This is a genomic window from Acinetobacter sp. MB5, assembly GCF_003261585.1.
Taxonomy (GTDB): domain Bacteria; phylum Pseudomonadota; class Gammaproteobacteria; order Pseudomonadales; family Moraxellaceae; genus Acinetobacter.
Window position 1 is genome coordinate 473,718 of record NZ_POVU01000002.1, and the last position, 24,424, is coordinate 498,141.

The window sequence follows — 24,424 nt, forward strand, 5'->3', positions numbered from 1 at the left end:
CTTAATTATTGTTATGCTGTAATGTTGCAACGACTTTTTGTGCTGCATCGGCCAAACCATTTGCAGAAATAAGTGTCAATCCAGATTCATCCAGAATTTTTGCACCCAACTCAGCATTATTTCCTTCTAAACGTACAACAACTGGAATATTGACATGGACTTCTTGAACAGCTGCAATAATTGCTTCAGCAATCATGTCACAACGTACAATTCCCCCAAAAATATTGATTAGAACTGCTTCAACCGAACTATCGGCCAAAATAATCTTAAATGCTTCGATCACGCGTTCTTTAGTTGCACCACCACCCACATCAAGGAAATTCGCAGGTTTCCCACCATAAAGCTGGATAATATCCATGGTCGCCATTGCTAGGCCTGCGCCATTGACCATACAACCAATATTCCCTTCGAGAGCAACATAGTTTAGATCATGCTCAGAAGCTTTAAGCTCTCTCTCATTTTCCTGTGTCTTATCTCTCAGTGCAGCAATATGAGGAAGTCGAAATAATGCGTTTGAATCAATACCAATTTTGGCATCGACACATAAAATTTCACCATTTTCACGGATTGATAGCGGGTTAATTTCAAACAATGCAAAATCATTTTCGGTAAATGCACGATAAGCACCTTGCATTAACTTCGTAAAACTATCAATTTGTTCTTCAGACAACTTTAAAGCATAACCCACTTGACGAGCTTGAAATGGCAACAAACCCACTAAAGGGTCAATACTAATTTTAATGATCTTTTCAGGTGTTTCTTCTGCAACTTTTTCAATTTCAACACCACCTTCAGTCGATGCCATAAACGTCACGCGACGTGATGAACGATCAACAACTGCCCCTAAATACAATTCACGCTGTACAGGATAAACATCCTCACAAACCAAAACACTATTTACAGGTTGACCCAAGGCATCCGTTTGATAGGTCACCAACCTCGTTCCTAAAATCTCACCAGCATATTCAGCAGCTTCATCTTTGGATTTTACAACTTTTACGCCACCAGCCTTACCACGCCCACCTGCATGGACTTGGGCTTTCATGACTGCAAACTTTCCAGCAAGTTTTTTATATGCAGCCACAGCTTCATCAGGTGTAGTCGCTAAAATTCCTTCTTGAACAGGTAAACCATATTGTTTGAGTAAAGCTTTTGCCTGATATTCGTGTAAATTCATTCTCGTACCTTTTTACTTATTACATTCACTTATTTTTAAAATCCATCTCGATGAGCGAGCTACAACAGCATCATGCTGAAGTCTAATTGTAGTTGTATTAGAAATTTGTCCTGAACTCAACTCTTTACTACAAATTAAACATAATTCTCAAAAATATCGCAAAATTTGGTATTTTTTATATAAATAAAAATACAATTTACTAACCATTAGTATTTATTTATCAATATCTTAAAATAAAAAGAGCGACCAAAATGATCGCTCTTTTTCAATTAAATTATTTAACTAATCTAATTATTTACGCTTACGCTGAATCGCATGAATTGCACGACCATCAACAGCAAGTGCAGCTTCATGTACAACTTCAGAGAATGTTGGGTGACCAAAAGTCATTAACTGAAGATCTTCAACAGAAGATACAAACTCAAGTGCGATCATACCTTGGTGAACGATATCAGACGCAGCAGGTCCAATCACGTGCATACCCAATAAGCGGTCAGTTTTTGCATCCGCAACAAACTTCACGAAACCTGCATTTTCACCAGCAGCCATTGCACGGCCATTTGCAGCGAAACCAAATTGACCAGTTTTAACTTCATGGCCTTTTTCTTTCGCTTGCTCTTCTGTTAAACCTACCCATGCCGCTTCAGGGTGTGTATAGATTACAGAAATGATGGTGTCATAGTTCACTTGTGCAGCATGACCATGAATACGTTCAACAGCCATTACGCCTTCTTCCATTGCTTTATGCGCAAGCATTGGACCACGTACCAAGTCACCAATTGCATATACACCTTCAACAGAAGTTGCACACCAATCGTTCACTTCAACCAAACCACGTTCAGTCAATTTAATGCCTGAATCATCAGCCAATAAACCTTCCGCATAAGCACGACGACCAACACAAACGATTAATTTATCGAAAGTTTGAGTTTTTTCTTCGCCACCTTGCGTGTATTTAACTGTAACTTCACGGCCATTTACTTCAGTGCCAGCTACTTTAGCGCCAACACGAATATCTAAACCTTGTTTAGTTAATACTTTTTGGTATTCTTTAGCCAATGCTTTATCAGCCATTGGTAAGAATGCATCCATTGCTTCAAATACAACAACTTCAGCACCTAGACGACGCCATACTGAACCAAGTTCTAAACCAATTACGCCAGCACCAATAACACCTAAACGCTTAGGAACTTCTTGGAATTCTAAAGCACCAGTTGAATCAACAATAATATCTTGATCAACAGGAGCTACAGGAATATTTACAGGCACAGAACCAGTTGCAAGAATCACATATTTTGGCTCTAAAATTTGAGTTTCACCTTCATGAGAAACAAACTCAACTTTTTTACCAGCAAGTAATTTACCAGTCCCTTTTAACCATTCGATACCGTTACCTTTAAGAAGGCCGTCGATACCCATCGTTAATTGATTGACGATTTTATCTTTACGATCAAGAAGTTTAGCCAAGTCAAACTTCACTTCACCTGTTGTAATACCGTGATCATCTAAATGATGAACTGTATCTTCATAGCGGTGAGATGAGTCAAGCAATGCTTTAGAAGGAATACAACCCACGTTTAAGCAAGTACCACCTAAAGATGGCTTACCTTTGTGAATACGTTTTTCGATACACGCAACTTTAAAACCCAACTGAGCAGCACGAATTGCCGCTTCATAGCCACCTGGGCCACCACCAATTACAACAAGATCAAATTGTTGAGACATGTTTATCTCCAAATACAGGCTAAGAGGGTCACTCTAAGCCTGTTATTTTTATTCTATAAATTAAAGGTCAAGGATTAATTTAGCTGGTTCTTCTAACAATTCTTTGATTGTTACCAAGAAACCTACTGCTTCTTTACCATCGATCATACGATGGTCATAAGAAAGCGCTAAATACATCATTGGCAAGATTTCAACTTGACCATTCACCGCCATAGGACGTTCTTGGATTTTGTGCATACCCAAGATACCTGTTTGCGGCTGGTTCAAAATTGGAGTTGAAAGCAATGAACCGAATGTACCACCGTTAGTAATGGTGAATGTACCGCCAGTCATGTCTTCGATGCCCAATTTGCCATCACGTGCTTTATACGCATAATCACGGATGCCATTTTCAACTTCGGCATAGCTCATACGGTCTGTATCACGAAGTACAGGAACCACTAGACCACGTTCTGAAGATACGGCAACACCGATGTCATAGTAACCGTGATAAACGATGTCATCGCCATCAATTGATGCATTCACTGCTGGGTAGCGTTTTAATGCTTCTGTAGCAGCTTTAACAAAGAAAGACATAAAGCCTAAACGCGCACCGTGACGTTTTTCAAAGATGTCTTTGTATTGCTTACGCATTTCCATGACTGGTTTCATGTTCACTTCGTTAAACGTTGTCAACATTGCAGTTTGTTGAGTTGCTGCAAGCAAACGTTCAGCTACACGTTTACGCAAGCGAGTCATTGGAACGCGTTTTTCAATACGTTCACCAACAGCCACGCTTAACGGTGTTACGTTAGCAGCAGCTGGTTTAGTTTGGTGATTCACAACATCTTCTTTCGTAATGCGACCACCACGACCTGTACCTGCCACATCAGCTGCAGCAATACCTGTTTCGTTTAATGCTTTACGTACTGCTGGTGCTTGATCTTGAACTGCTTGAGCACGTTCAACCACAGGCGCAGCACCTGCTTGTGTGTTTGCAGCCGCTTGTTCTACTTTTTCTTCGCTTTGAACAGCTTCAGTCGCTGCAGCGCCAGAAACAGCACCTTCTTGGAATTGAGCAATCACTTCGCTAGAAAGAACGGTCTCACCTTCACCTTTCACAATTGCAACTAAGCTACCATCAGCAGGTGCAACAACTTCCAATACAACTTTATCGGTTTCAATATCACAGATCACTTCGTCACGTGATACTGCTTCGCCCACTTTTTTATGCCAAGTTGCAATTGTTCCGTCTGCTACAGACTCTGGGAATACCGGAGCTTTAATTTCGGTTGCCATTATACTAGTCTCTCCTGATGATTAAGCTTCAATCGCAAGCGCGTCTTGAATTAATTTAGCTTGTTGTTTTGCATGCAAATATGGTGAACCACATGCTGGGGCTGCAGAAGCGTCACGACCTGCGAAGCTAATGCGTGCTTGTTTGCCTACATTTGACACTGAGTCATATAAAAATGGGGCAATAAAGTGCCATGCACCTTGGTTCTTCGGCTCTTCTTGACACCAAACAACGTCTTTTGCGTTTGGATATGCATTAAGAACTTCAGCAATACGTTGTTCTGGGTATGGGTACAATTGTTCTACACGTACAATTGCAACATTTTTCAATTCAGCTTCACGACGTTTTTCAAGCAAGTCGTAATACACTTTACCACCACAGAACACAATGCGATTCACATCTGCTTTGTTGATTTGATCAACTTCATCAATCACAGTTTGGAATTGACCATTCGCCAATTCATCTAGATTAGATACTGCAAGTTTATGACGAAGCAATGATTTTGGTGACATTACGATCAATGGCTTACGAATTGGGCGTACAGCCTGACGACGTAATGCATGATAAATCTGAGCAGGCGTTGTCGGTGTAATCACTTGCATATTGTCTTCTGCACAAAGCTGCAAATAACGCTCTAAACGTGCAGATGAGTGCTCAGGACCTTGACCTTCAAAGCCATGTGGTAACAACATGGTTAAACCACAAACACGTTCCCATTTGGTTTCGCCAGATGCGATAAACTGGTCAATCACCACCTGTGCACAGTTTGCGAAGTCACCAAACTGAGCTTCCCAAACGATCAAACTATTTGGCAATGTAGTTGCATAACCATATTCAAATGCCAAAACAGCTTCTTCAGAAAGCAGTGAATCCCAAAGTGCAAAACGCGGTTGGTTTTCTTTGATGTTACAAAGCGGAATGTAAACTGCGCCATCTTTTTGGCTATGTAGTTTAGCGTGACGGTGTGAGAATGTACCACGACCAACGTCTTCACCACTAATACGTACCAAGAAACCTTCATCTACCAAAGTGGCATAAGCGAGAGTTTCAGCCGCCCCCCAGTTTAGAGGAACTTCACCAGTTTGCATTTTCAAACGTTCGTCAATCACTTTAGAGACTTGACGTTGCATTTCAAAACCTTCTGGAAGCTCACGCATTTTGGTACCTAACGCTTTTAAGCGGTCGATATCAAATGAAGTATCCCAGTTGTCTGTGTAATCATGGCCCAAGTACGGTGTCCAATCCACAAACATTTTTGTATTTGGCTCAAGTACTAGTGCATTCGCAACATGGTTACCTGCTTCTAAATCAGCACGGTAGTCTTCAACCATTTTGTCCGCTTCAGCGCGATCCAAGATTTTTTGTTGAACCAATTGATCAGCATAAAGCGTACGAGTCGTCGCTTTTTTGTTAATCACTTGATACATCATTGGTTGAGTTGCAGATGGCTCATCTGCTTCGTTGTGACCACGACGACGGTAACAGAACAAGTCAATCACAACATCTTTACGGAATGTATGGCGGAAATCATGCGCAAGTTGTGCCACAAATACAACAGCTTCAGGGTCATCACCATTTACATGGAAGATTGGTGCCTGAACCATTTTTGCGATGTCAGTACAGTATTCTGTAGAACGCGCATCACGTGGATCAGAAGTTGTGAAACCAACTTGGTTGTTCACTACAATGTGAACTGTACCACCAACGGTATAACCGCGGGTTTGTGACATTTGGAAAGTTTCCATGTTCACGCCTTGACCTGCAAATGCAGCATCACCGTGAACGATCACCGGTAACACATCATCACCACCAATGTCTTTACGACGTACTTGGCGTGCACGAACAGAACCTTCAACTACAGGCCCAACGATTTCTAAGTGCGATGGGTTAAATGCCAATGCCAAGTGGACTTCACCACCTGGAGTCATTACATTTGATGAGAAACCTTGGTGATATTTAACGTCACCAGAACCTTTTTTGTTGAGGGCTTTACCTTCAAACTCACCAAAAAGGTCTGCTGGGTTTTTACCCATAATATTCACAAGCAAGTTCAAGCGACCGCGGTGTGGCATACCAATAACCACTTCTTTACAGCTCACTGTACCTGCACGTTGAATCAGCTCATTCACCATTGGAATGAAGGTTTCACCACCTTCCAGACCAAAGCGTTTCGCACCTACATATTTATTACCAAGGAATTTTTCTAAACCTTCAGCGGCGGTCAAACGCTCTAAGAAATGTTTCTTTTGCTCTGCCGTAAAGCTAAATTGACCACGCTCACCTTCAAGGCGCTGTTGAATCCAACGCTTCTCTACTGTGTCTACAATGTGCATATATTCAGCACCGATAGACCCACAGTAAATTGCTTGCATGGTGTCAACCATTTCACCAAGAGTTGCTTCATCTTTACCAATCGCCAGATTACCTGTGTTAAATACAGTATCTAAGTCAGATTTGGTCAACCCATGTGCATTTAATTCTAAATCTGGAACGTCTTCACGCTTAGCCAAACCTAATGGGTCCAACTTCGCTTTTTGGTGTCCGCGGTTGCGGTAAGCAGCAATAAGTTGCAAAACACCGATTTGGCGTTTTTCATGCTCAGTACTTACAGTGCTTTGAACAACAGACTGTACACGGTTTGAATTACGACCAAGTAATAAAAATTGTTCACGCACAGTTCCGTGTGGTTGGTCGCCTTTTGGGAATTTATCGAAATATTGACGCCAGTCTTCACTGACAGAGGATGGAGAAGTTAGGTACTGCTCGTATAGTTCTTCAATATACGCTGCACTATCAGCGGAAAGTTCAGTATCGAGACGCAGTGCGTCAGCAACTTCTTGCATTTGTGGACCCATTTCCTATTGCAAAAATATTACAGATTACTCAGTGAAGCAATCCATGATCAATAATGTCAGATTGGTAAACATGACATCATGCCCAATGACTTTCATCATCAGGAATATTTACGCTTATAAAATAGATATAACCTATTTTATAAGCACAATAAACCATAACACCCATACCTGGCATTATCGTTCATCATATACCCGACTGGAAGTCGAGCAATTTTTTGCAAATCGTCTTAGATAAAGATAAATTCACGATTTAGCTTTTCTAAAACATTTACGCGTTTTTAAATCACCATCATTTTCTCACATAATGAAAATAATAGCTCTTTTTTTTCATTATTTTTTTCAATATGGTGACTTGCTAAATGCTAACATGTTCTCCGAAATGATTTAATTTTTTTCCCACATACCCCCCATAAATCATAAAAATATATAAATACAAAACAAGTATATATGTTGATCAATCTATCAAAAATAATCCTTACATTTCCCCAACCAAACACATAAAAAAAAGCGCACATTAAATAATGTGCGCTTTCTATACATATAATTAGCCCGCTTGGTCTAACAACATGCTACGAATGTGACCAATTGCCTTAGTCGGGTTCAAACCTTTAGGACAAACAGAAACACAGTTCATAATACCTTTACAGCGAAATAGACTAAATGGGTCATCTAAACGAGCCAAACGATCTTGAGTTGCTGTATCACGCGAATCAATAATGAAACGGTATGCATTCAACAATGCTGAAGGACCCAAGAATTTATCTGGGTTCCACCAGAATGATGGGCATGAAGTTGAACAACATGCACATAAAATACATTCATACAAACCATCTAAATGTTCACGCTCTTCAGGAGACTGCAAACGTTCTTTTGGCGGTGCTGGCTGACTATTAATAAGGAATGGCTGAATCTTGTTATATTGATCATAGAATTGGTTCATATCAACAACCAAATCTTTAATCACAGGCAAACCTGGTAGTGGACGAATCACAATTTTTTCAGGTAAATCGTTCAAATTCCACAAACAAGCCAAACCATTTTTACCGTTGATATTCACACCATCTGAACCACAGATCCCTTCACGACAAGAACGACGGAAAGTTAGTGTTTCATCTTGAACTTTCAAAGCAAGCAAAGCATCAAGCAACATACGGTGCTTATCTGTCAATTCAAGCTTAAAAGTTTGCATGTACGGTGCTTTATCCTTATCAGGATCATAGCGGTAGATTTCGAATGTACGAGTACCTCTACTCATCTTTATACTCCCGATTAGAATGTACGTGGTTTTGGTGGAATAGCATCAACAGTAAGCGGTTTATAGCGTACTGGTTTGTATTCCAAATGGTTGTCAGATGAATACCACAAAGTATGCTTCATCCAGTTATCATCACGACGACCATATGGATATTCAGGATGATCTGGCGGTAACTCATAATCAACAACCGTATGTGCACCACGACATTCTTTACGTGCAGCTGCAGAAATCAAGGTCGCTTTTGCAACTTCATACAAGTTTTCAACTTCAAGCGCTTCAACACGAGCTGTGTTAAATACTTTCGATTTGTCTTTCAAATGAATGTTACGAACACGTGACTCAATCGCAAGAATTTGTTTTACGCCTTCATCAAGCAATGCCTGAGTACGGAATACACCTGCGTGATCTTGAACGATATCACGAATTGCATCAGCAACGTCTTGTGCATTCTCACCCGTTGTTGAATCATCCAACTTACGAACACGTGCTAACGTGTTTACAAGTACATCAGTTGGTAGTGGAGCATACTCATCGCCATGATGTTTAGTTACATAGTCAATGATATGTTCACCAGCAGCCTTACCAAACACAACCAAGTCAAGTAACGAGTTTGTACCTAAGCGGTTTGCACCATGCACAGACACACAAGAACATTCACCAATCGCATAAAAACCTTTAACTGGTTTTACAAAGTTACGCTGGTTATTAGCATGATAAGTTTCAGTCGCTTTGTCATATGCAGCTTCAAGCCCTTCAGCAGTCGCTACTTCAGGAAGCACAACCTGACCATGCATGTTCGTTGGAATACCACCCATTTGGTAATGGATTGTTGGTACAACTGGAATCGGCTCTTTGGTGATGTCCACGTTCGCGAATTTTTTACCAATCTCAAATACAGATGGTAAACGCTTCATGATGGTATCTACACCCAAGTGAGTCATATCTAGCAAGATATAATCACCTTTAGGGCCACAACCACGTCCTTCTTTAATTTCTTGGTCCATAGAACGTGAAACGAAGTCACGTGGTGCCAAGTCTTTTAAAGTTGGTGCATAGCGTTCCATGAATGGTTCGCCATCTTTGTTACGAAGAATCGCACCTTCACCACGGCAACCTTCCGTCAAAAGAACGCCCGCGCCAGCCACACCTGTTGGGTGGAACTGCCAGAATTCCATATCTTGTAATGGAATACCAGCACGCGCAGCCATACCTAAGCCGTCACCAGTGTTGATATAAGCATTTGTTGATGCACGGTATACACGACCCGCACCACCAGTAGCAAACAATGTTGCTTTTGCTTGGAATACTGCAATGTTACCTGTTTCTTGGTCAATTGCCGTCACACCAAGCACATCACCTTCTTCATTACGGATTAAGTCAAGCGCAATCCATTCAACAAAGAATTGAGTACCCATTTTCACGTTGCTTTGATAAAGCGTATGTAAAAGCGCATGACCTGTACGGTCAGCAGCAGCACATGCACGTGGAACTGGTTTTTCACCATAGTTTGCAGAGTGACCACCAAATGGACGCTGATAGATCGTACCATCTTTGTTACGGTCAAACGGCATACCTAAATGTTCTAACTCATACACAACTTTTGGTGCTTCACGACACATGAATTCAATTGCGTCTTGGTCACCTAACCAGTCAGAACCTTTTACAGTGTCATAAAAGTGGTAGTGCCAGTTATCTTCTTGCATATTACCAAGAGATGCACCGATACCACCCTGCGCCGCAACAGTGTGCGAACGTGTTGGGAATACTTTAGTTAATACCGCAACTTTCAAACCAGCTTGAGCCAGCTGATAAGCAGCACGCATACCAGAACCACCACCACCAACGATAACTGTATCGAAAGTTAGGTTTTGGATATTTGAATAATCTTCTTTAGGGGTTATAGCGCCCATGATTTTTTCCTATCAATTCGCCCAGAAAATCTGGATACCCCAGATTGCATATACAAACACAGCAATAATTACTGCACTCGTTAATACTAGGCGCAAACCTTTAGCAGATGGACCCATCTGACGAGTAGTAACATAGTCTGTAAAGACTTGCCACATACCAATCCAAGCGTGCACAACCAATGATAAAATTGAAAGCAATGAAAGAATTTTCATTGGCAAAGTCATCATAAAGCCAGACCACTGTTCAAAACTAAAGCCGCTATGGAATAGAATCCAACCAAAAATCACGACTGTATAAACAGATAGAATGACCGCACTCACACGTTGGAGAAACCAATCGCGAGAACCTGAACCCGTTAAACCTGTAGCACTTTTCATTAGAATACAATCCATACAAAAGCTGCGATAATTGCTACCACAGATAGAACCAATGAAATTGTAGCTGCAACTCGACCACTTTGTAGTTCTTCATTAAAACCAAGGTCTGCGAGTAAATGTTTAATACCATTAATAAAATGGAAAATTAAACCTGCTACAAAAACCCAAACAATGAATCGTACTAAGAAATTCCCAAATATTTGTTCTTTCACATAAGTAAAGCCTTCTGGCGAAGACAGTGACTTATCTAATATCCATAAAAGTACTGGAACCAACAAAAATACGATGACACCAGATAAACGGTGCAAGATTGATGCAATAGCCACGGGAGAGCGTAAATTAACCGCTAACACCTGCCCCATGGACAAATTGACAGGTCTGTTGCTTTTCACAGCGGGCATCCTGTAAGTAGAAACTCCGTCCGGAGTTTGTTTGATTAATTCGAAGGAAAGCTGGCATCGTTAGGCGAGCAAATACCTAAACTTTTAAACGACACTCGATTATAGAACGCAAACAGACAAAATTCAAACAACCTAAGTGCATGCTATTTCAATATTTTTTCATAAATAAGAATCATTTACAAATATGTAAGGCTTAATATTTCCTGTATTTTTCACTATTTATTTCCTATGTTATTATTTTTATATAAAAAATTTAAAAATTAAAGACAAATACAGTTCATTCATTCAATTTACCACCTACAACCAAAGACCAATATTATGCAAAATAATAAGGAATATTTATTAAATGAAATATACAACCAACTTTTTGCATACCTTTTCACCAATTCCCCTTTAAAAAGTCCAGAATCGAGATAATTTATTAAAAGAATGAGTATTTCGAAAATAAATAATGGTCTGAAACAAACTTTACCAATTTGTCGCTTTTTATCATTGTTATTTTCCATGAGAGTGCGTAATTTGATCTAAATTGAGCTAAATATGTGATGTAGCGCATGGCTTTCCATTTTTTATTATGACTTTTTACCAATAAATGTTTTACTAAATATTTCGAGAGCAAATAACCGTGTTTTATAGGCTTTAATATTTTTTTTGTTCATTTTTTAGACTTCTTTAAGCTTTTTTGCCTCTTTTTTCACACGATTGTTGCAATATGGACTGTATTTTTAAGCACTGCTTGCTGTACATTTATGTCGGGCAAAAGAACGTGCTACCTTTTTGCATGCGTACATCACAAGTTTGGATTAATGCAGCGGTCAAAAGTTAATCCATAAGTATTATTGACATTTTTGTAGTAACGAATAATCTTTGTCCGTGTTCATCCCCCTGATTACGTTCATTAAAATACAATTAATACGTATCAGATCAACATTCACCAGGACAGGAGATCTATTGAATGTCTGAAGCAACTGGCAAGAAAGCCGTTTTAAAACTTGATGGAAAAGAAATTGAATTGCCAATTTACAGCGGTACATTAGGTCCAGACGTTATCGACGTTAAGGACGTATTAGCCGCAGGTCATTTCACTTTTGATCCTGGTTTTATGGCTACCGCTTCTTGTGAATCTAAGATCACATTCATTGATGGTAACAAAGGTATTTTATTACACCGCGGTTACCCAATCGATCAATTAGCGACTAAAGCTGATTATTTAGAAACTTGCTACTTGCTTTTAAATGGTGAATTACCAACGCCAGAACAAAAAGCAGAATTTGATGCAAAAGTTCGCAACCATACTATGGTGCATGACCAAGTAAGCCGTTTCTATAATGGTTTCCGTCGTGATGCTCACCCTATGGCGATTATGGTTGGTGTTGTTGGTGCGTTGTCTGCGTTCTATCACAACAACTTGAACATCGAAGATGTTAATCATCGCGAAATTACAGCTGTTCGCCTGATTGCAAAAATTCCTACACTTGCAGCGTGGAGCTACAAATACACTGTAGGTCAACCATTCATTTACCCACGTAATGATTTAGGTTATGCAGAAAACTTCTTACACATGATGTTTGCTACACCTGCTGACCGTGATTACAAAGTAAATCCAATTCTTGCAAAAGCAATGGATCGTATCTTTACGCTTCATGCTGACCATGAACAAAATGCATCGACTTCAACTGTTCGTTTAGCTGGTTCTACTGGTGCTAACCCGTATGCATGTATTGCTGCTGGTATTTCTGCACTTTGGGGACCTGCGCACGGTGGTGCAAACGAAGCAGTTCTTAAAATGCTCGATGAAATTGGTAGCGTAGAACACGTTGCTGAATTCATGGAAAAAGTGAAACGCAAAGAAGTTAAATTAATGGGCTTCGGTCACCGCGTTTATAAAAACTTTGACCCTCGTGCTAAAGTAATGAAAGAAACTTGCGACGAAGTTCTTAGTGCGCTTGGTATCAATGATCCTCAACTTGAACTTGCGATGGAACTTGAACGTATTGCATTGTCAGATCAATACTTTATTGACCGTAACTTGTATCCAAACGTAGACTTCTACTCAGGTATCATCTTAAAAGCGATCGGTATCCCAACAGAAATGTTTACTGTGATCTTTGCACTTGCACGTACTGTTGGTTGGATCAGCCACTGGTTAGAAATGCACAGCGCTGCTTACAAGATTGGTCGCCCTCGTCAGCTTTACACTGGCGAAACTCAACGCGACATCAATCGCTAATTCCACGAAGGGAAGTAGCAAAACGACAAAAAAGACCGCTTTCGCGGTCTTTTTTAATTGGTCAATTAATATGTGAGATAGCGAACGACAAAGCTTGGATTTTGAATAAAAAGCTTCAATAAGGTCTGCGCTGCACTCGAAGGTTGACGTGTACCTCGCTCCCAACTTTCCAAAGTTCTTACCGAGACACCCAGTATTTGTGCCAATTGCAATTGTGTGATTTGAATCCGCTTGCGTGCCAAAACAATTTGCCGAGCCAATTTCAAATCTTGTATTTGATGAATGGATTGGTTTTGGATATACATTCTTTGCATCCCCACCTATTTTTATAATGTGATTAGAAGTATCGATAACTATTCGTTCTCAACATCACAGGTGGTGCGCGCCCTTGTGGCAATAAAAAGACGCCAACCCAAAATATTTCAAAAAATCGCCTGACATTGTTGACCAACATCAGGATTCTAATTTGAATTCCATCCACAACAGCTTGAATACTAAGCCCCAAAGCAATCGGTAGATGTCCATAAACAAAACAATATAAACAAGTATGCTGTTTTGAGTTGTCCTGCACAGGTAAATGCTGCATACGAGAATGTTCTGCAACATTCATGACCATCACACATGCAGGTTCTATCTGGAACTTTTTCGGCAATAAAGGCTGAGCAAATACTGCGATTTGACACAGGATTGCAAACAGCCCTAAATATGCAAAAGTTAAGCGAAACGTCCCTTTCTTATTGCTGTTTAACCGCGCTTGCTGGCGTATCATGATGCATGTTTGCCATATCTTGCTCACTCATTTTCGACATATCCATATCTTTCATATTGGACATATCATGCTGCATTGAAGATGATGATTCATCTCCTGTTGAACGCCATTGTTGTGAATAGCGGTTGATATCATTACTATCTGAAGCAACGCTGTAATATAAAAATCCTAAGAATACAATGCCTAAGATGACAGCAATAATAACGCCACGCCAGCCATTTGAAATTTTCTTTGGTTGAGAATTTTCCATAAAAAAATACCTTAAATTAAGAGGTGAAAAATCTAGAGAGATTAAAATTTAAAGCTCATGCGTGCCCAATAATTACGCCCAATACTATCAAATTGTGTATCTGCGGCATAACCAAAAACACTGGCTCCTGCTTTGTTCAGATGCTCGGCATAAGCTTTATTAAAGAGATTGTCTACACCCAGAGACAGATCAATTCCCGAGCTCAGATGGTAAGTCGCATTCAGGGCAACTGTGGTAAAGGCCTTACTTGGCCCCATGTCATAACCCACAACATTTCCCTCATATAAGCTATAGCGGTTCTGTTGGGCAACTGAACGGATTAACATTCCCAAGGTATAACGATCTTGGATATAACGTACATTCAAACGCGCTTCTAAAGGTGCAATTTGCGGTAATGGCGTATGATCTGTGGTGTTCTGCCCCCATGCATACATCAAATTTAGATCAGTCTGAACATGCGGCGTAAACTGATAACCTACACCAGCCTCGGCCCCTGCGATTGTTGCATCGACATTGCGAACCGTTGGATAAGACTGTGAACTACTTGGATTGGCGTATTGCATTAAAATAAAATCTTTCACGACACCCGCATAAGCTGACACCCACGTATTCCACTGCCCCTGTTGCCACTGTGTCCCAAGGTCGAGCTGTAAGGTATTCTCGGTTTTTACAGCATCCATGTTATTGATGGTATATGCACCCGAGGTTAACGATGTGCTATATAACTCCCAAAAATCTGGAACACGCTCAACATAGCCCAGACCTGCATAATTTTTTAACCCATAGCTCGGCTGATTATTTTCAATCCGAATAAATGCACTAGGTACAGTTTCAGTACGTTCACTTGGATTGGTAATCACATTGGTTTTTGATGTCGTCATTGCTACGTGATCAAAACGTGCGCCTGTCACCAATTGGTTATCTGCACTCAAATGATAAGTGAATTCACTAAAAGCCCCATAAGACTGATATTTCATATTGCGCATATATGGCTTGTTCATGGTCATCATCGTGCTTTGCATTTTCATATCACCGCCATGATTCCAGTGCTGCGAGTCTACACCGCTGACAATGCTCCATTTACCCCATTCCGTGGTGATTGCCAAACGTGAATTCAGGGTTTGACGGGCAAGCTCCATCGAACTTTTAGTACCCGTATTCACACGGTAACTATAGTTATCCATGACATGATCGTTGTCGGTATAGTCAATTTGCGCTTCAATTTTCTTAACATGTTCAGTCAAGTTTTTCTTTTCGGCATGAAAGCCCAAGCTCTTACGCTTGAATTGTGCTCCATCCATTGAACGACCCGCATATTCAGAATAGCCATCACCTGTGCCTGCATTCAGCTCAAGCCATGTATCATCATCAGGCGTCCAACCCATCGCCACATCGGCAGTCCAGCGCTCCCAAGCTGATGGTACTTTATTGCCATCACCATCTTTATAACTGTTAGATGTAGATCGACTAGTAGTCAGACGTAAGTATTTGGTTTCATCCCCCAAAGTCCCATCAAAGTTCTGATCTAAACGGCCATATGACCCGACCAAAACACTTGCTGTTCCTTGATATGGTTTCTCACTGCTCAATTTAGGTGGTGTACGTTCAAATGAAACTGTCGCTGCTGAACCTGGAGTTGGGTAAAGTACAGTTTCAGGCCCTTTAACAACGGTGATCTTGTCATAAGTTTCTGGTGAAATATAAGAAGTCGGTGCATCCATTCGCGCTGGACAGGCACCCAACTTTTCAGTTCCGTTGGTCAGCATTTTAATACGCGAACCAAACATCCCTCGAAAAGTAACGTCACCATTGGTTCCACCGCTACTAATCGCATTAAATCCCATAATACTTTTGAGATAATCTGCACCATCGGTTGCAGGGACAGGCTGAATCGGTTGTTTTGGGTCTGCAACAACGATCAAGCCATTGGCCTGATTGCCTTTTTCTGCAGTCACCACAATCGGAGCAAGCTGAATTTCATCGGTTGTTACTGATGATGGGGTGGTGGTTTCTTCTGCGTGAGTCAAATTTGAAGCAAGTGCAACTGCAACCGCGAGCGACTGTAAAATAAATTTCGGCTGTGACATGAATTTTCTCTTTTATGCCATAAACAAAATTCCTGAGTCTTTACTCAAGAACATAGCGTTTGTATTTAAAATTTTGTTTAAGCAAAAAGAGGGGGTGCTCGCCCTTGGGGCGTAAGAAAAAGTCGTTGTAAAACAAAATAGATATGTTTAAAGGCTTTTTGGAAAGCAATTAAACGAATCTGCAAGCGTTCAAAAACTTCTTTAATGTCAAGATCAAGAAAAGCAACGACATGTCCATACACTTTACAATAAATACATTCATGATTTGGGTCATGTTGATGTTGCTTATCGTGGGAAGTGGCATGTGCCATGTACATACCTTGCATATGGGACATCTCTGGCATATCCGCCATCGACATTTCCATTGGGGCAGCATTGTTATGAGTGGTTAGCGCTAAAGCATCAGAAATAGTGGCACACACCGGAGAAATCTGAAATTTTTCCGGCAGCAACGCCTGTAAAAATACGGCGACTTGTAACAACATTGCACAAAGTGCAAGTACAAATCCTGTTCTTAACAAATTACTTTGTCTCTGCTTTGGTTTAACCCTAAAAAGTGCAGTTAAAATGATCAACCGCAAGAAAGTCCGAGGCAGTCTACTATATTCTTGGCAGTTTGACCAAAAAATACATCGATGCTTGCCTGAGAAACCAATCCATGAACTGCAAAATATCAGCAGATCATCGCGATTTCTTTTTTTTGATTAAAACAGAGTAAAAATGTTGGTTTTTCTGTATTTCCAGTAGAATTTTTTAATATTTAAGATCAATCCCAGCCATGTTTCGTATATAGTATGACTACTCAAACACCGCCATATATCACTGTTGTATTTTGCATTGTACTGAACAACTAAATTTATAAATCAGCCCAATGCATGCGCCCTATAGGAATAGGATTTTATTTGAATGAAAAATTTTAAAATTGCCCTTGCTCAATTCTCTCCGCATATTGGCAATATTGAAAACAACACCCAAAAAATGATCGAACAGGCCAATCAAGCCAAACAACAACATGCTGACATTATTCTATTTCCAGAACTCAGCATGATTGGCTACCCTGCCGAAGATCTTTTTTTACGTCCAAGTCTAAAAAAACGCACCGAAAATGCTTTTGCTGAACTTCGTGCTGTCAAAGATATTGTGATGGTCTTTGGTTTTGTCCACCATAGTGAAGATGGTCAGCGCTTTAACTCTGCTGCCGTGATGAAAGATGGTGAAATTCTGGGAATTTACAACAAGCAGAATTTGCCAAACTATAGCGTTTTTGATGAGAAACGTTATTTTGCAACTGGCCATCAACACTTAGTTTTTGAATATTTAGAACATAAATTTGGTGTTCTAATCTGTGAAGACATCTGGAGTCTCAACACAGTTCAGCAACTGAGCCAATTGAATGTGGATAGCGTTTTAGTCCTCAACTCATCGCCTTATGAAGTGGGTAAACCGCAACACCGTTTAACCACGATGGCTCACCTTGCAAAAGAGCTGAATCTTAACTTGATCTACAACAACCAAGTGGGTGGTCAGGACGATTTAGTCTTTGATGGTACAAGCTTTGTCATTAACCGTAATGGTGAACTGGCACTTCGTGCTGAGAGCTTCAAAGAAGAAGTTTACTATGTTGAGTTTAATGCTGAACAAGCAGCTTACAACAAGCAAGCTGCTGCGCCTGAACTCGATACAATGGCCGAGATTTATCAAAGCCTGGTCATGGCTACACGTGACTATGTACAGCGCTCAGGGTTCCCTGGTGTTATCTTGGGTTTATCGGGCGGGATTGACTCAGCTTTAACTTTAGCCATTGCAGTAGATGCTTTAGGTGCAGATAAAGTTCAGGCAGTGATGATGCCATATACCTACACATCACAAATCAGTGTGGAAGATGCGGCTGAACAAGCAAAAACGCTTGGCATTACTTTTGGAATCGCGGAAATTCACCCGATTGTAAATAGCTTTATGCAAACGCTCTATCCATTCTTTGGTGATCGCCCTGCCGATGCAACTGAAGAAAATCTTCAAGCACGTGCACGTGGTACTTTGCTGATGGGCTTGTCAAACAAATTTGGCAACCTCGTACTTTCAACAGGCAATAAGTCTGAGTTGGCTGTGGGTTACTGCACACTGTATGGCGATATGGTTGGTGCTTTCGCTGTCCTGAAAGATGTTTATAAAACCATTGTGTTTGAATTGGCAAAATATCGTAACAGCATCAGCGAAACTCCTGTGATTCCTGAGCGTGTGATTACTCGTCCACCTTCAGCAGAACTTCGCCCAGATCAAAAAGACCAAGACTCTTTACCTGCCTATGATGTTCTTGATGCAATCCTTTATGCTTATATCGAAGAAGATAGCAGCCAAGCCGACATTATTGCACGTGGTTTTGAGCAAGAAATGGTTGAGAAAGTCATTCGTCTGGTTGACCGTAATGAATATAAGCGCCGTCAGGGTGCGATTGGCCCACGTATCAGTTCACGTGCATTTAGCCGCGAACGCCGCTACCCAATCGTAAATGGCTGGAAACCTGGCATCTAATCTTTAGAATGCTCTAAAAACCCAAACACACGTTTGGGTTTTTTTATGATTTAAATTTTTTCTAGGCACAAAAAAAGAAACCATGCAAGGATGCATGGTTTATAAAAATGGTGGCTATGACGAGACTTGAACTTGTGACCCCCGCATTATGAGTGCGGTGCTCTAACCAACTGAGCTACATAGCCGTAAACTGTGGGTGCATTATCTACAGATCTATAATGTACGTCAACTCTTTTCCAACCCATCTGATCATCAAATATGCAAAACCCTGTTTTTTGACTATAAATTAGCTTTTTTACCATTAAAGTCCGAATTTTTATCTCATTTAAAAGATGATCTTAAGCCAATATATGAAATTGCCAGTTTGCGGATATATGGGTATTTCAAAGTAGATGAGTCAAAAACATTTTGCCCAACACTAGGTTGGGCAAAATGATCAAAGAAAAAATGTATGCTAAATTCTTATGTCACTGCTCGCTATTTTAAGCACCAGCACACTCAGGTTTTTTTCCACATTCCACTTTATTCAACAACTGCTGCAAATGCTCGACTTCGCATGGCAAACCAACATAATTCTCTGCCAATGTTGCTTGACCAACTTCTGAACCAAGAACATAGTTCAATTCTGCCTGTTTAAGCTTTTTCTCAAATGCAGTATCCGTTTCAAAGTCATGCAAAAGATTAGTCATCCACCAAGAGAAACGTTCCGCTTTCCATACACGCTGTAGACATTTTTCCGAATACTGTTCAATACCTTGTACTGAACCTTGTTGATAGTACTCAATTAAAGCACTTGCCAAATATGCAATATCGGAAGCTGCAAGATTCAAACCCTTCGCCCCTGTTGGTGGCACAATATGGGCAGCATCTCCTGCCAAGAATAATTTACCGAAACGCATAGGCTCAGTCACAAAGCTACGCAAAGGTGCAATACTTTTTTCCAGTGATGCGCCTGTAACCAGTTTCTCACGACTTTCAGGATCTAAACGGCGTTTCAGTTCTTCCCAAAACTGCTCATCTGACCAGTTTTCGACTTTATCGGTCAAGGGTACTTGTAAGTAATAACGACTGCGGGTATTTGAGCGCATACTGCACAGCGCAAAACCACGCTCTGACTGAACATAAATCAGTTCATCCGCTACAGGAGGGACATCAGCCAACAAGCCTAACCAGCCAAAAGGATAAACTTTTTCAAAGGTTTGAATTCGATCTTCAGGAATGCTGGCACGTGACACACCATGATAACCATCACAACCCGCGATAAATTCACATTCGATTTGATACTGCTCACCCTGAAAGTCAAATGTGACTTTCGGAGCATCATCAAAATCATGAATCTGAACATTTTGTGCTTCATAGAATGAATTGAGCTGTGCCTGTTGGCGTGCCTGCATCAAATCTTTGGTCACTTCAGTTTGACCATAAACCGTGACTTGTTTGCCATGGGTCAGTTCAGACAAATCAATACGATGCTTTGTCCCATGTGTGAGGATTTCAATCCCTGAATGCGGTAAGCCATCCCGATTGAGATGCTGATCCACACCAGCGATTTTGAGCAAATCAACAGAAACCTGCTCCAAAATGCCTGCACGAATACGGGCTGCAACATAATCTGCGCTACGTTGTTCCAGCAAAATATGCTCAATGCCTGCTTTATACAACAATTGTCCAAGTAATAGACCCGCAGGGCCTGAACCAATAATCACAACGTGTGTACTGAGTTTTTTCATGATGATATCCCTATCAATTTCATATCCTGAGAATAAGTTAAGCTGTTTTTTTAACTTGCTCTATGCTTAAAATAGGAAAATGACCGATATACAATCAATTTGTCCGAATATCGGACAAATTCACATTAGGATTAGTTTGCCATGGATCAACAGGCAATTCTCCAATCAGCACATGGAGAACAGATTTCACAAGAAGATTACATTGCAGGGTTGGCAAAAGGATTATTGGTACTTGAAGCCTTCGGTGTCGAACGACAACGTCTGAATATCACCCAAATTGCACAACGTACAGGGATTAGCCGTACAGCAGCACGACGTTATGCCAAAACCTTAAAATTTTTAGGTTTTTTAGATACCGATCAACATTATTTCTGGTTAACGCCGAGAGTATTACGTTTCTCAAGTGCTTATCTCAGTTCTGCACATTTACCCAAAGTTGCTCAACCTCTGCTGAATTTACTCAGTGTACAAACCAATCAGACCTTCTCTGTGGTGGTGCTCGATGAACAGGAAGTCGTGCCGATTGCTCGTGGTTTTTTACCGCAAGCTGACAGCTTACGACTCAATCCGTATGGTATGCACTTGGGACATCGTTTGCCTGCACATGCAACATCAACAGGAAAACTACTCTTGGCACATTTAAGTTCAGATGAGCGGCGAGCATGGGTAGAACGTTATGGCTTAAAACGTTTAACTCCATTTAGCATTACCGATGAAGCGACATTTTTGCAGGAACTCGAGAAGATTGCTCAGCAAGATTATTGCATTTCTCAGGAACAGCACGAGCTAGGCATCATTGCGATTGCTGTGCCGATTTTTGATGCTCAAGGTAAAGTGATTGCTGCACTGAATTGTATTGCACAACAACAGCGAGTCGATGAAGCCTATCTTTTAAAAAGCATTTTGCCATTACTCAGACACTGTGCCCAAGAAATTCGCAATATGATCTAAACAAAAAAGCCAGTGATGACACTGGCTTTTTCGATGTGATCTTACCAAATATCGGTATCGATCTTTTTCTTGAATTCTGGATGATTATCTAACTTAAATACAGGCTCTTTCACGCCGCGATTGAGCTGTGAACGATAGTCTTTTAGCATCATACGCAAGAATGGCATCAGTAAGAGAATCGCAATCAAGTTAATGGTTGCCATGATACCCATCGACAAGTCAGCCATTGACCAAACTAATGGAACGCTGGTAATCGCACCGAAGTACACCATAAACAACACCATCAAGCGGAAAATAAACATCACCACACGACTGTTATTGATGAACTGGACGTTACTTTCTGCGTAAGCATAGTTACCTAAAATCGCAGAGTAGCAGAACAAGAACAAAATGAATGCAAGGAAGTCACCACCATAGTGTCCAATCTGGGTTTCTAGTGCATGCTGAGTCAGCTCAACACCTTGCAAGCCAGAATTGGTATAAACACCTGAAATCAAGATGATAAGTGCTGTACTGGTACATACCACGAAAGTATCCACAAACACGCCCAACATTTGAACCAAACCTTGGTTTACAGGATGGTGCACATCAGATGCTGCAGCAGCGTTTGGCGCAGAACCCATACCCGCTTCGTTTGAGAACAAGCCACGTTTAATGCCTTGCATCATTGCCATAGACACCATACTACCGAAGAAACCACCTGCAGCCGCATCAAACTGGAATGCTTTGCTAAAGATCAGATAGAAAATGTGCGGAATAATGTCGTAATTGCTGATACAGATATAAAATGCAATTGCCAGATAAAGCCCAGCTTTAAGCGGTACGAACATTTCAGCAAAATGTGCAATACGCTTGATACCACCAAAAATGGCCATTGCTGTAATGGCAACCAATGCTAAACCGACCCAAGAAATGGTCAGGTTCAAACCACCAAGTGGTAGCACAATATTGGCTTTGTCCCAACCCCAAGCATGTGATGAAGCATCAATCATGGCATTGGCTTGTACCGAGTTAAATACAAAACCGTAAGCCAAAATCATCGCCAAGGCAAAAATAACACCGAACGGTTTGCTCTTTAAGCCTTTAGTGATGTAGTACGCAGGGCCACCACGGAACTGTGCGTTATTTTCATCACGGATTTTAAACAACTGTGCCAACGAGGACTCAACGAATGCTGAACTCATGCCCACCAATGCAGTTACCCACATCCAAAAAACCGCACCTGGTCCACCAATTGCGATCGCCATTGCAACCCCGCCGATGTTACCCACACCAACACGGCTCGCTAAACCTGTTACAAAAGCCTGAAATGGGGTAATCCCATGTTCATCTTCTCCTGGCTGGCGACTTTCTTTCATTACTCGAATACTTTGTAAAAACATTCGAACTTGAACACCACCTGTTACAACGGTATAAATCAAGCCGACCGCAAGTAGTAAAATTACCAAGAAATTCCATAATGGGTCATTAAAGTATGAAACCCACTGCATGAGGAATGCATTTAATTCCGAATTCATTCAAACGTCCTTCTAGATTATACGGGATCACTCGTTCTGGACAATTCAGCCATCCTTCTCCATTTAAGCCGTATGACAAATGGGTATCCATGAAAGTCTAGCTCAATTTCCCCCACAAAGCCTGAGTGATGGTCAGCATGAATGAGTCAGTACTCACCATGAAGCGCCGCAACTAAATTGTGCTTCACAATAGAATTGCTTAGCCCTCAACAAAAAATTTTTGACTGGCACAAATTAAAATCATAAAAAATCTTTAGAAAAGATTAAGAATAAAACAGTATGAAGAATTTTCCACTCTGCAAAATTGCACCAAAAGAAATCTTTTGCACTAAAAAAAACACGATTATACTCATCCCAACCTTAAAACCAACTTATTTTTTTATTTTTGCACCATTTTAGTGATTATTTTTTAAGCGTGTTTTTATCATTATTTAAACAATCAATTCATTTATTTAGTATAGATAAACAACAATTTCTTAAATTTTAAACCTCATGTTCTTTAATTTTCTTTACGACAACAATTATTTAAATTAGACCATTTAGTCCAACAACACAAAAGACAATTATTCGTCAATCATCCATACAAATGATTTGTGCTTTTGCTAGCCACTGCCCTGTTCTATCGTTTATAGTGCTAAAAAAATCATTAACTCATCAGATTACAGGAGTACTTATGAACTTGGAGCAAGTTCGCCACGTCGATGACGCCATTACTTCACGCCATTCAGTACGTGCTTTTCTAGACACCCCTGTTGACCCACAAATCATCCGTGACATTTTAAGCGTTGCTAGTCGTGCACCTTCAGGCACCAATACACAGCCTTGGAAAGTTTATGTCGTTACAGGAAAAAAACGTGATGCCATGGTTGAACGAGTATGTCAGGCTCAACTTGAAGTGAATGAACATCCTGAGCTTGCAGAAAAATATAAAGAAACCTTTGCGTATTATCCTGAAAAATGGATTTCACCATTTATTGACCGTCGCCGTGCCAATGGTTGGGGACTATATGGCTTGTTGAACATTCAACGCGGTGAAAAAGAAAAAATGGCAGCTCAGCAGTTGCGTAATTTCAAACTGTTCGATGCACCTGTCGCCCTTTATTTCACCGTCAATAAAGCAATGGGTATTGGTTCAAAAATGGACATTGCCATGATGATTCAAAATGTGATGGTGGCTGCTAGAGCGCGTGGTTTAGACACTTGCCCACAGGCAGCGTGGAATCATTTTCACCCAATCGTGCTTGAAGAAATTGGTGCACCTGAAGATGAAGAGTTGGTGTGTACTGTGGCTTTGGGTTATGCAGACCCAGACGATATTGTAAATACCTTCATCACTCCGCGTGAACCTGTAGAAAGCTTTAGTGTGTTTATTGAAGAATAA

Annotated in this window: 19 protein-coding genes and 1 tRNA gene; 4 read left to right on the forward strand and 16 right to left on the reverse strand. The window is 40.7% G+C overall.

Features of this window, described 5'->3' with window-relative positions:
* Nucleotide 1: 1 nt before the first annotated feature.
* From sucC to sdhC, 8 genes are all read right to left on the reverse strand, one after another.
* On the reverse strand, nt 2-1,177 hold the full coding sequence (gene sucC, locus C1A47_RS04935) for an ADP-forming succinate--CoA ligase subunit beta (protein ID WP_111892984.1): 1,176 nt from the start codon (nt 1,175-1,177) through the stop codon (nt 2-4).
* 291 nt (nt 1,178-1,468) lie between these two features.
* A complete protein-coding gene (gene lpdA / locus C1A47_RS04940; protein ID WP_111892986.1) occupies nt 1,469-2,902 on the reverse strand; it encodes a dihydrolipoyl dehydrogenase in 1,434 nt (477 codons plus the stop codon).
* A 60-nt stretch (nt 2,903-2,962) separates the two neighbouring features.
* Complete coding sequence (gene odhB / locus C1A47_RS04945) at nt 2,963-4,180, reverse strand: 2-oxoglutarate dehydrogenase complex dihydrolipoyllysine-residue succinyltransferase (RefSeq protein WP_111892988.1); 1,218 nt, start codon at nt 4,178-4,180, stop codon at nt 2,963-2,965.
* 21 nt (nt 4,181-4,201) lie between these two features.
* Nucleotides 4,202-7,021, reverse strand: coding sequence for a 2-oxoglutarate dehydrogenase E1 component (locus tag C1A47_RS04950; RefSeq protein WP_111893109.1), 2,820 nt, complete (start codon nt 7,019-7,021; stop codon nt 4,202-4,204).
* Between the two features lie 556 nt (nt 7,022-7,577).
* The gene (locus C1A47_RS04955; RefSeq protein ID WP_111892989.1) at nt 7,578-8,288 is read right to left on the reverse strand and encodes a succinate dehydrogenase iron-sulfur subunit; all 711 of its coding nucleotides are present in this window, start codon (nt 8,286-8,288) and stop codon (nt 7,578-7,580) included.
* A gap of 14 nt (nt 8,289-8,302) precedes the next feature.
* The gene (gene sdhA / locus C1A47_RS04960) at nt 8,303-10,198 is read right to left on the reverse strand and encodes a succinate dehydrogenase flavoprotein subunit (RefSeq protein ID WP_111892990.1); all 1,896 of its coding nucleotides are present in this window, start codon (nt 10,196-10,198) and stop codon (nt 8,303-8,305) included.
* A 12-nt stretch (nt 10,199-10,210) separates the two neighbouring features.
* The gene (sdhD, locus tag C1A47_RS04965) at nt 10,211-10,576 is read right to left on the reverse strand and encodes a succinate dehydrogenase, hydrophobic membrane anchor protein (protein ID WP_111892991.1); all 366 of its coding nucleotides are present in this window, start codon (nt 10,574-10,576) and stop codon (nt 10,211-10,213) included.
* Complete coding sequence (gene sdhC, locus C1A47_RS04970) at nt 10,576-10,977, reverse strand: succinate dehydrogenase, cytochrome b556 subunit (protein WP_151708724.1); 402 nt, start codon at nt 10,975-10,977, stop codon at nt 10,576-10,578. Before sdhC ends, sdhD begins: the two co-directional genes overlap by 1 nt.
* A 955-nt stretch (nt 10,978-11,932) precedes the next feature.
* On the opposite strand from sdhC, the gene gltA reads away from it, so the two are divergent.
* Nucleotides 11,933-13,207 (forward strand): citrate synthase, encoded by a 1,275-nt coding sequence (gene gltA / locus C1A47_RS04975; protein WP_111892993.1) that lies wholly within the window; start codon nt 11,933-11,935, stop codon nt 13,205-13,207.
* A 65-nt stretch (nt 13,208-13,272) separates the two neighbouring features.
* Here gltA and C1A47_RS04980 read toward each other — a convergent pair whose 3' ends face one another.
* From C1A47_RS04980 to C1A47_RS05000, 5 genes are all read right to left on the reverse strand, one after another.
* Nucleotides 13,273-13,512, reverse strand: coding sequence for a helix-turn-helix domain-containing protein (locus C1A47_RS04980; protein ID WP_111892994.1), 240 nt, complete (start codon nt 13,510-13,512; stop codon nt 13,273-13,275).
* A 32-nt stretch (nt 13,513-13,544) separates the two neighbouring features.
* Nucleotides 13,545-13,976, reverse strand: a complete 432-nt coding sequence (locus C1A47_RS04985; protein WP_111892995.1) for a DUF2946 domain-containing protein — start codon at nt 13,974-13,976, stop codon at nt 13,545-13,547.
* A complete protein-coding gene (locus C1A47_RS04990) occupies nt 13,942-14,226 on the reverse strand; it encodes a hypothetical protein (protein ID WP_111892996.1) in 285 nt (94 codons plus the stop codon). Before C1A47_RS04990 ends, C1A47_RS04985 begins: the two co-directional genes overlap by 35 nt.
* A 41-nt stretch (nt 14,227-14,267) precedes the next feature.
* Complete coding sequence (locus C1A47_RS04995; RefSeq protein ID WP_111892997.1) at nt 14,268-16,313, reverse strand: TonB-dependent copper receptor; 2,046 nt, start codon at nt 16,311-16,313, stop codon at nt 14,268-14,270.
* A gap of 77 nt (nt 16,314-16,390) precedes the next feature.
* Complete coding sequence (locus C1A47_RS05000) at nt 16,391-16,834, reverse strand: DUF2946 family protein (RefSeq protein ID WP_264756257.1); 444 nt, start codon at nt 16,832-16,834, stop codon at nt 16,391-16,393.
* Between the two features lie 385 nt (nt 16,835-17,219).
* Here C1A47_RS05000 and C1A47_RS05005 point away from each other — a divergent pair, with 385 nt between their 5' ends.
* The gene (locus C1A47_RS05005; protein WP_111892999.1) at nt 17,220-18,845 is read left to right on the forward strand and encodes an NAD+ synthase; all 1,626 of its coding nucleotides are present in this window, start codon (nt 17,220-17,222) and stop codon (nt 18,843-18,845) included.
* Between the two features lie 108 nt (nt 18,846-18,953).
* Here the strand turns inward: C1A47_RS05005 and C1A47_RS05010 are convergent.
* Together C1A47_RS05010 and pobA are read right to left on the reverse strand one after the other, a co-directional pair.
* Nucleotides 18,954-19,030 (reverse strand) — tRNA-Met (locus C1A47_RS05010).
* Nucleotides 19,031-19,327: 297 nt separating this feature from the next.
* On the reverse strand, nt 19,328-20,575 hold the full coding sequence (gene pobA, locus C1A47_RS05015; RefSeq protein ID WP_111893001.1) for a 4-hydroxybenzoate 3-monooxygenase: 1,248 nt from the start codon (nt 20,573-20,575) through the stop codon (nt 19,328-19,330).
* 141 nt (nt 20,576-20,716) lie between these two features.
* On the opposite strand from pobA, the gene C1A47_RS05020 reads away from it, so the two are divergent.
* On the forward strand, nt 20,717-21,526 hold the full coding sequence (locus C1A47_RS05020; RefSeq protein ID WP_111893003.1) for an IclR family transcriptional regulator C-terminal domain-containing protein: 810 nt from the start codon (nt 20,717-20,719) through the stop codon (nt 21,524-21,526).
* Nucleotides 21,527-21,567: 41 nt separating this feature from the next.
* On the opposite strand, the gene C1A47_RS05025 is transcribed toward C1A47_RS05020, so the two are convergent.
* Nucleotides 21,568-23,043 carry an alanine/glycine:cation symporter family protein gene (locus tag C1A47_RS05025; protein WP_111893005.1) on the reverse strand — a complete coding sequence of 492 codons (1,476 nt, stop codon included), beginning with the start codon at nt 23,041-23,043 and terminating at the stop codon, nt 21,568-21,570.
* Between the two features lie 673 nt (nt 23,044-23,716).
* On the opposite strand from C1A47_RS05025, the gene C1A47_RS05030 reads away from it, so the two are divergent.
* Nucleotides 23,717-24,424, forward strand: a complete 708-nt coding sequence (locus C1A47_RS05030) for a nitroreductase (protein ID WP_111893007.1) — start codon at nt 23,717-23,719, stop codon at nt 24,422-24,424.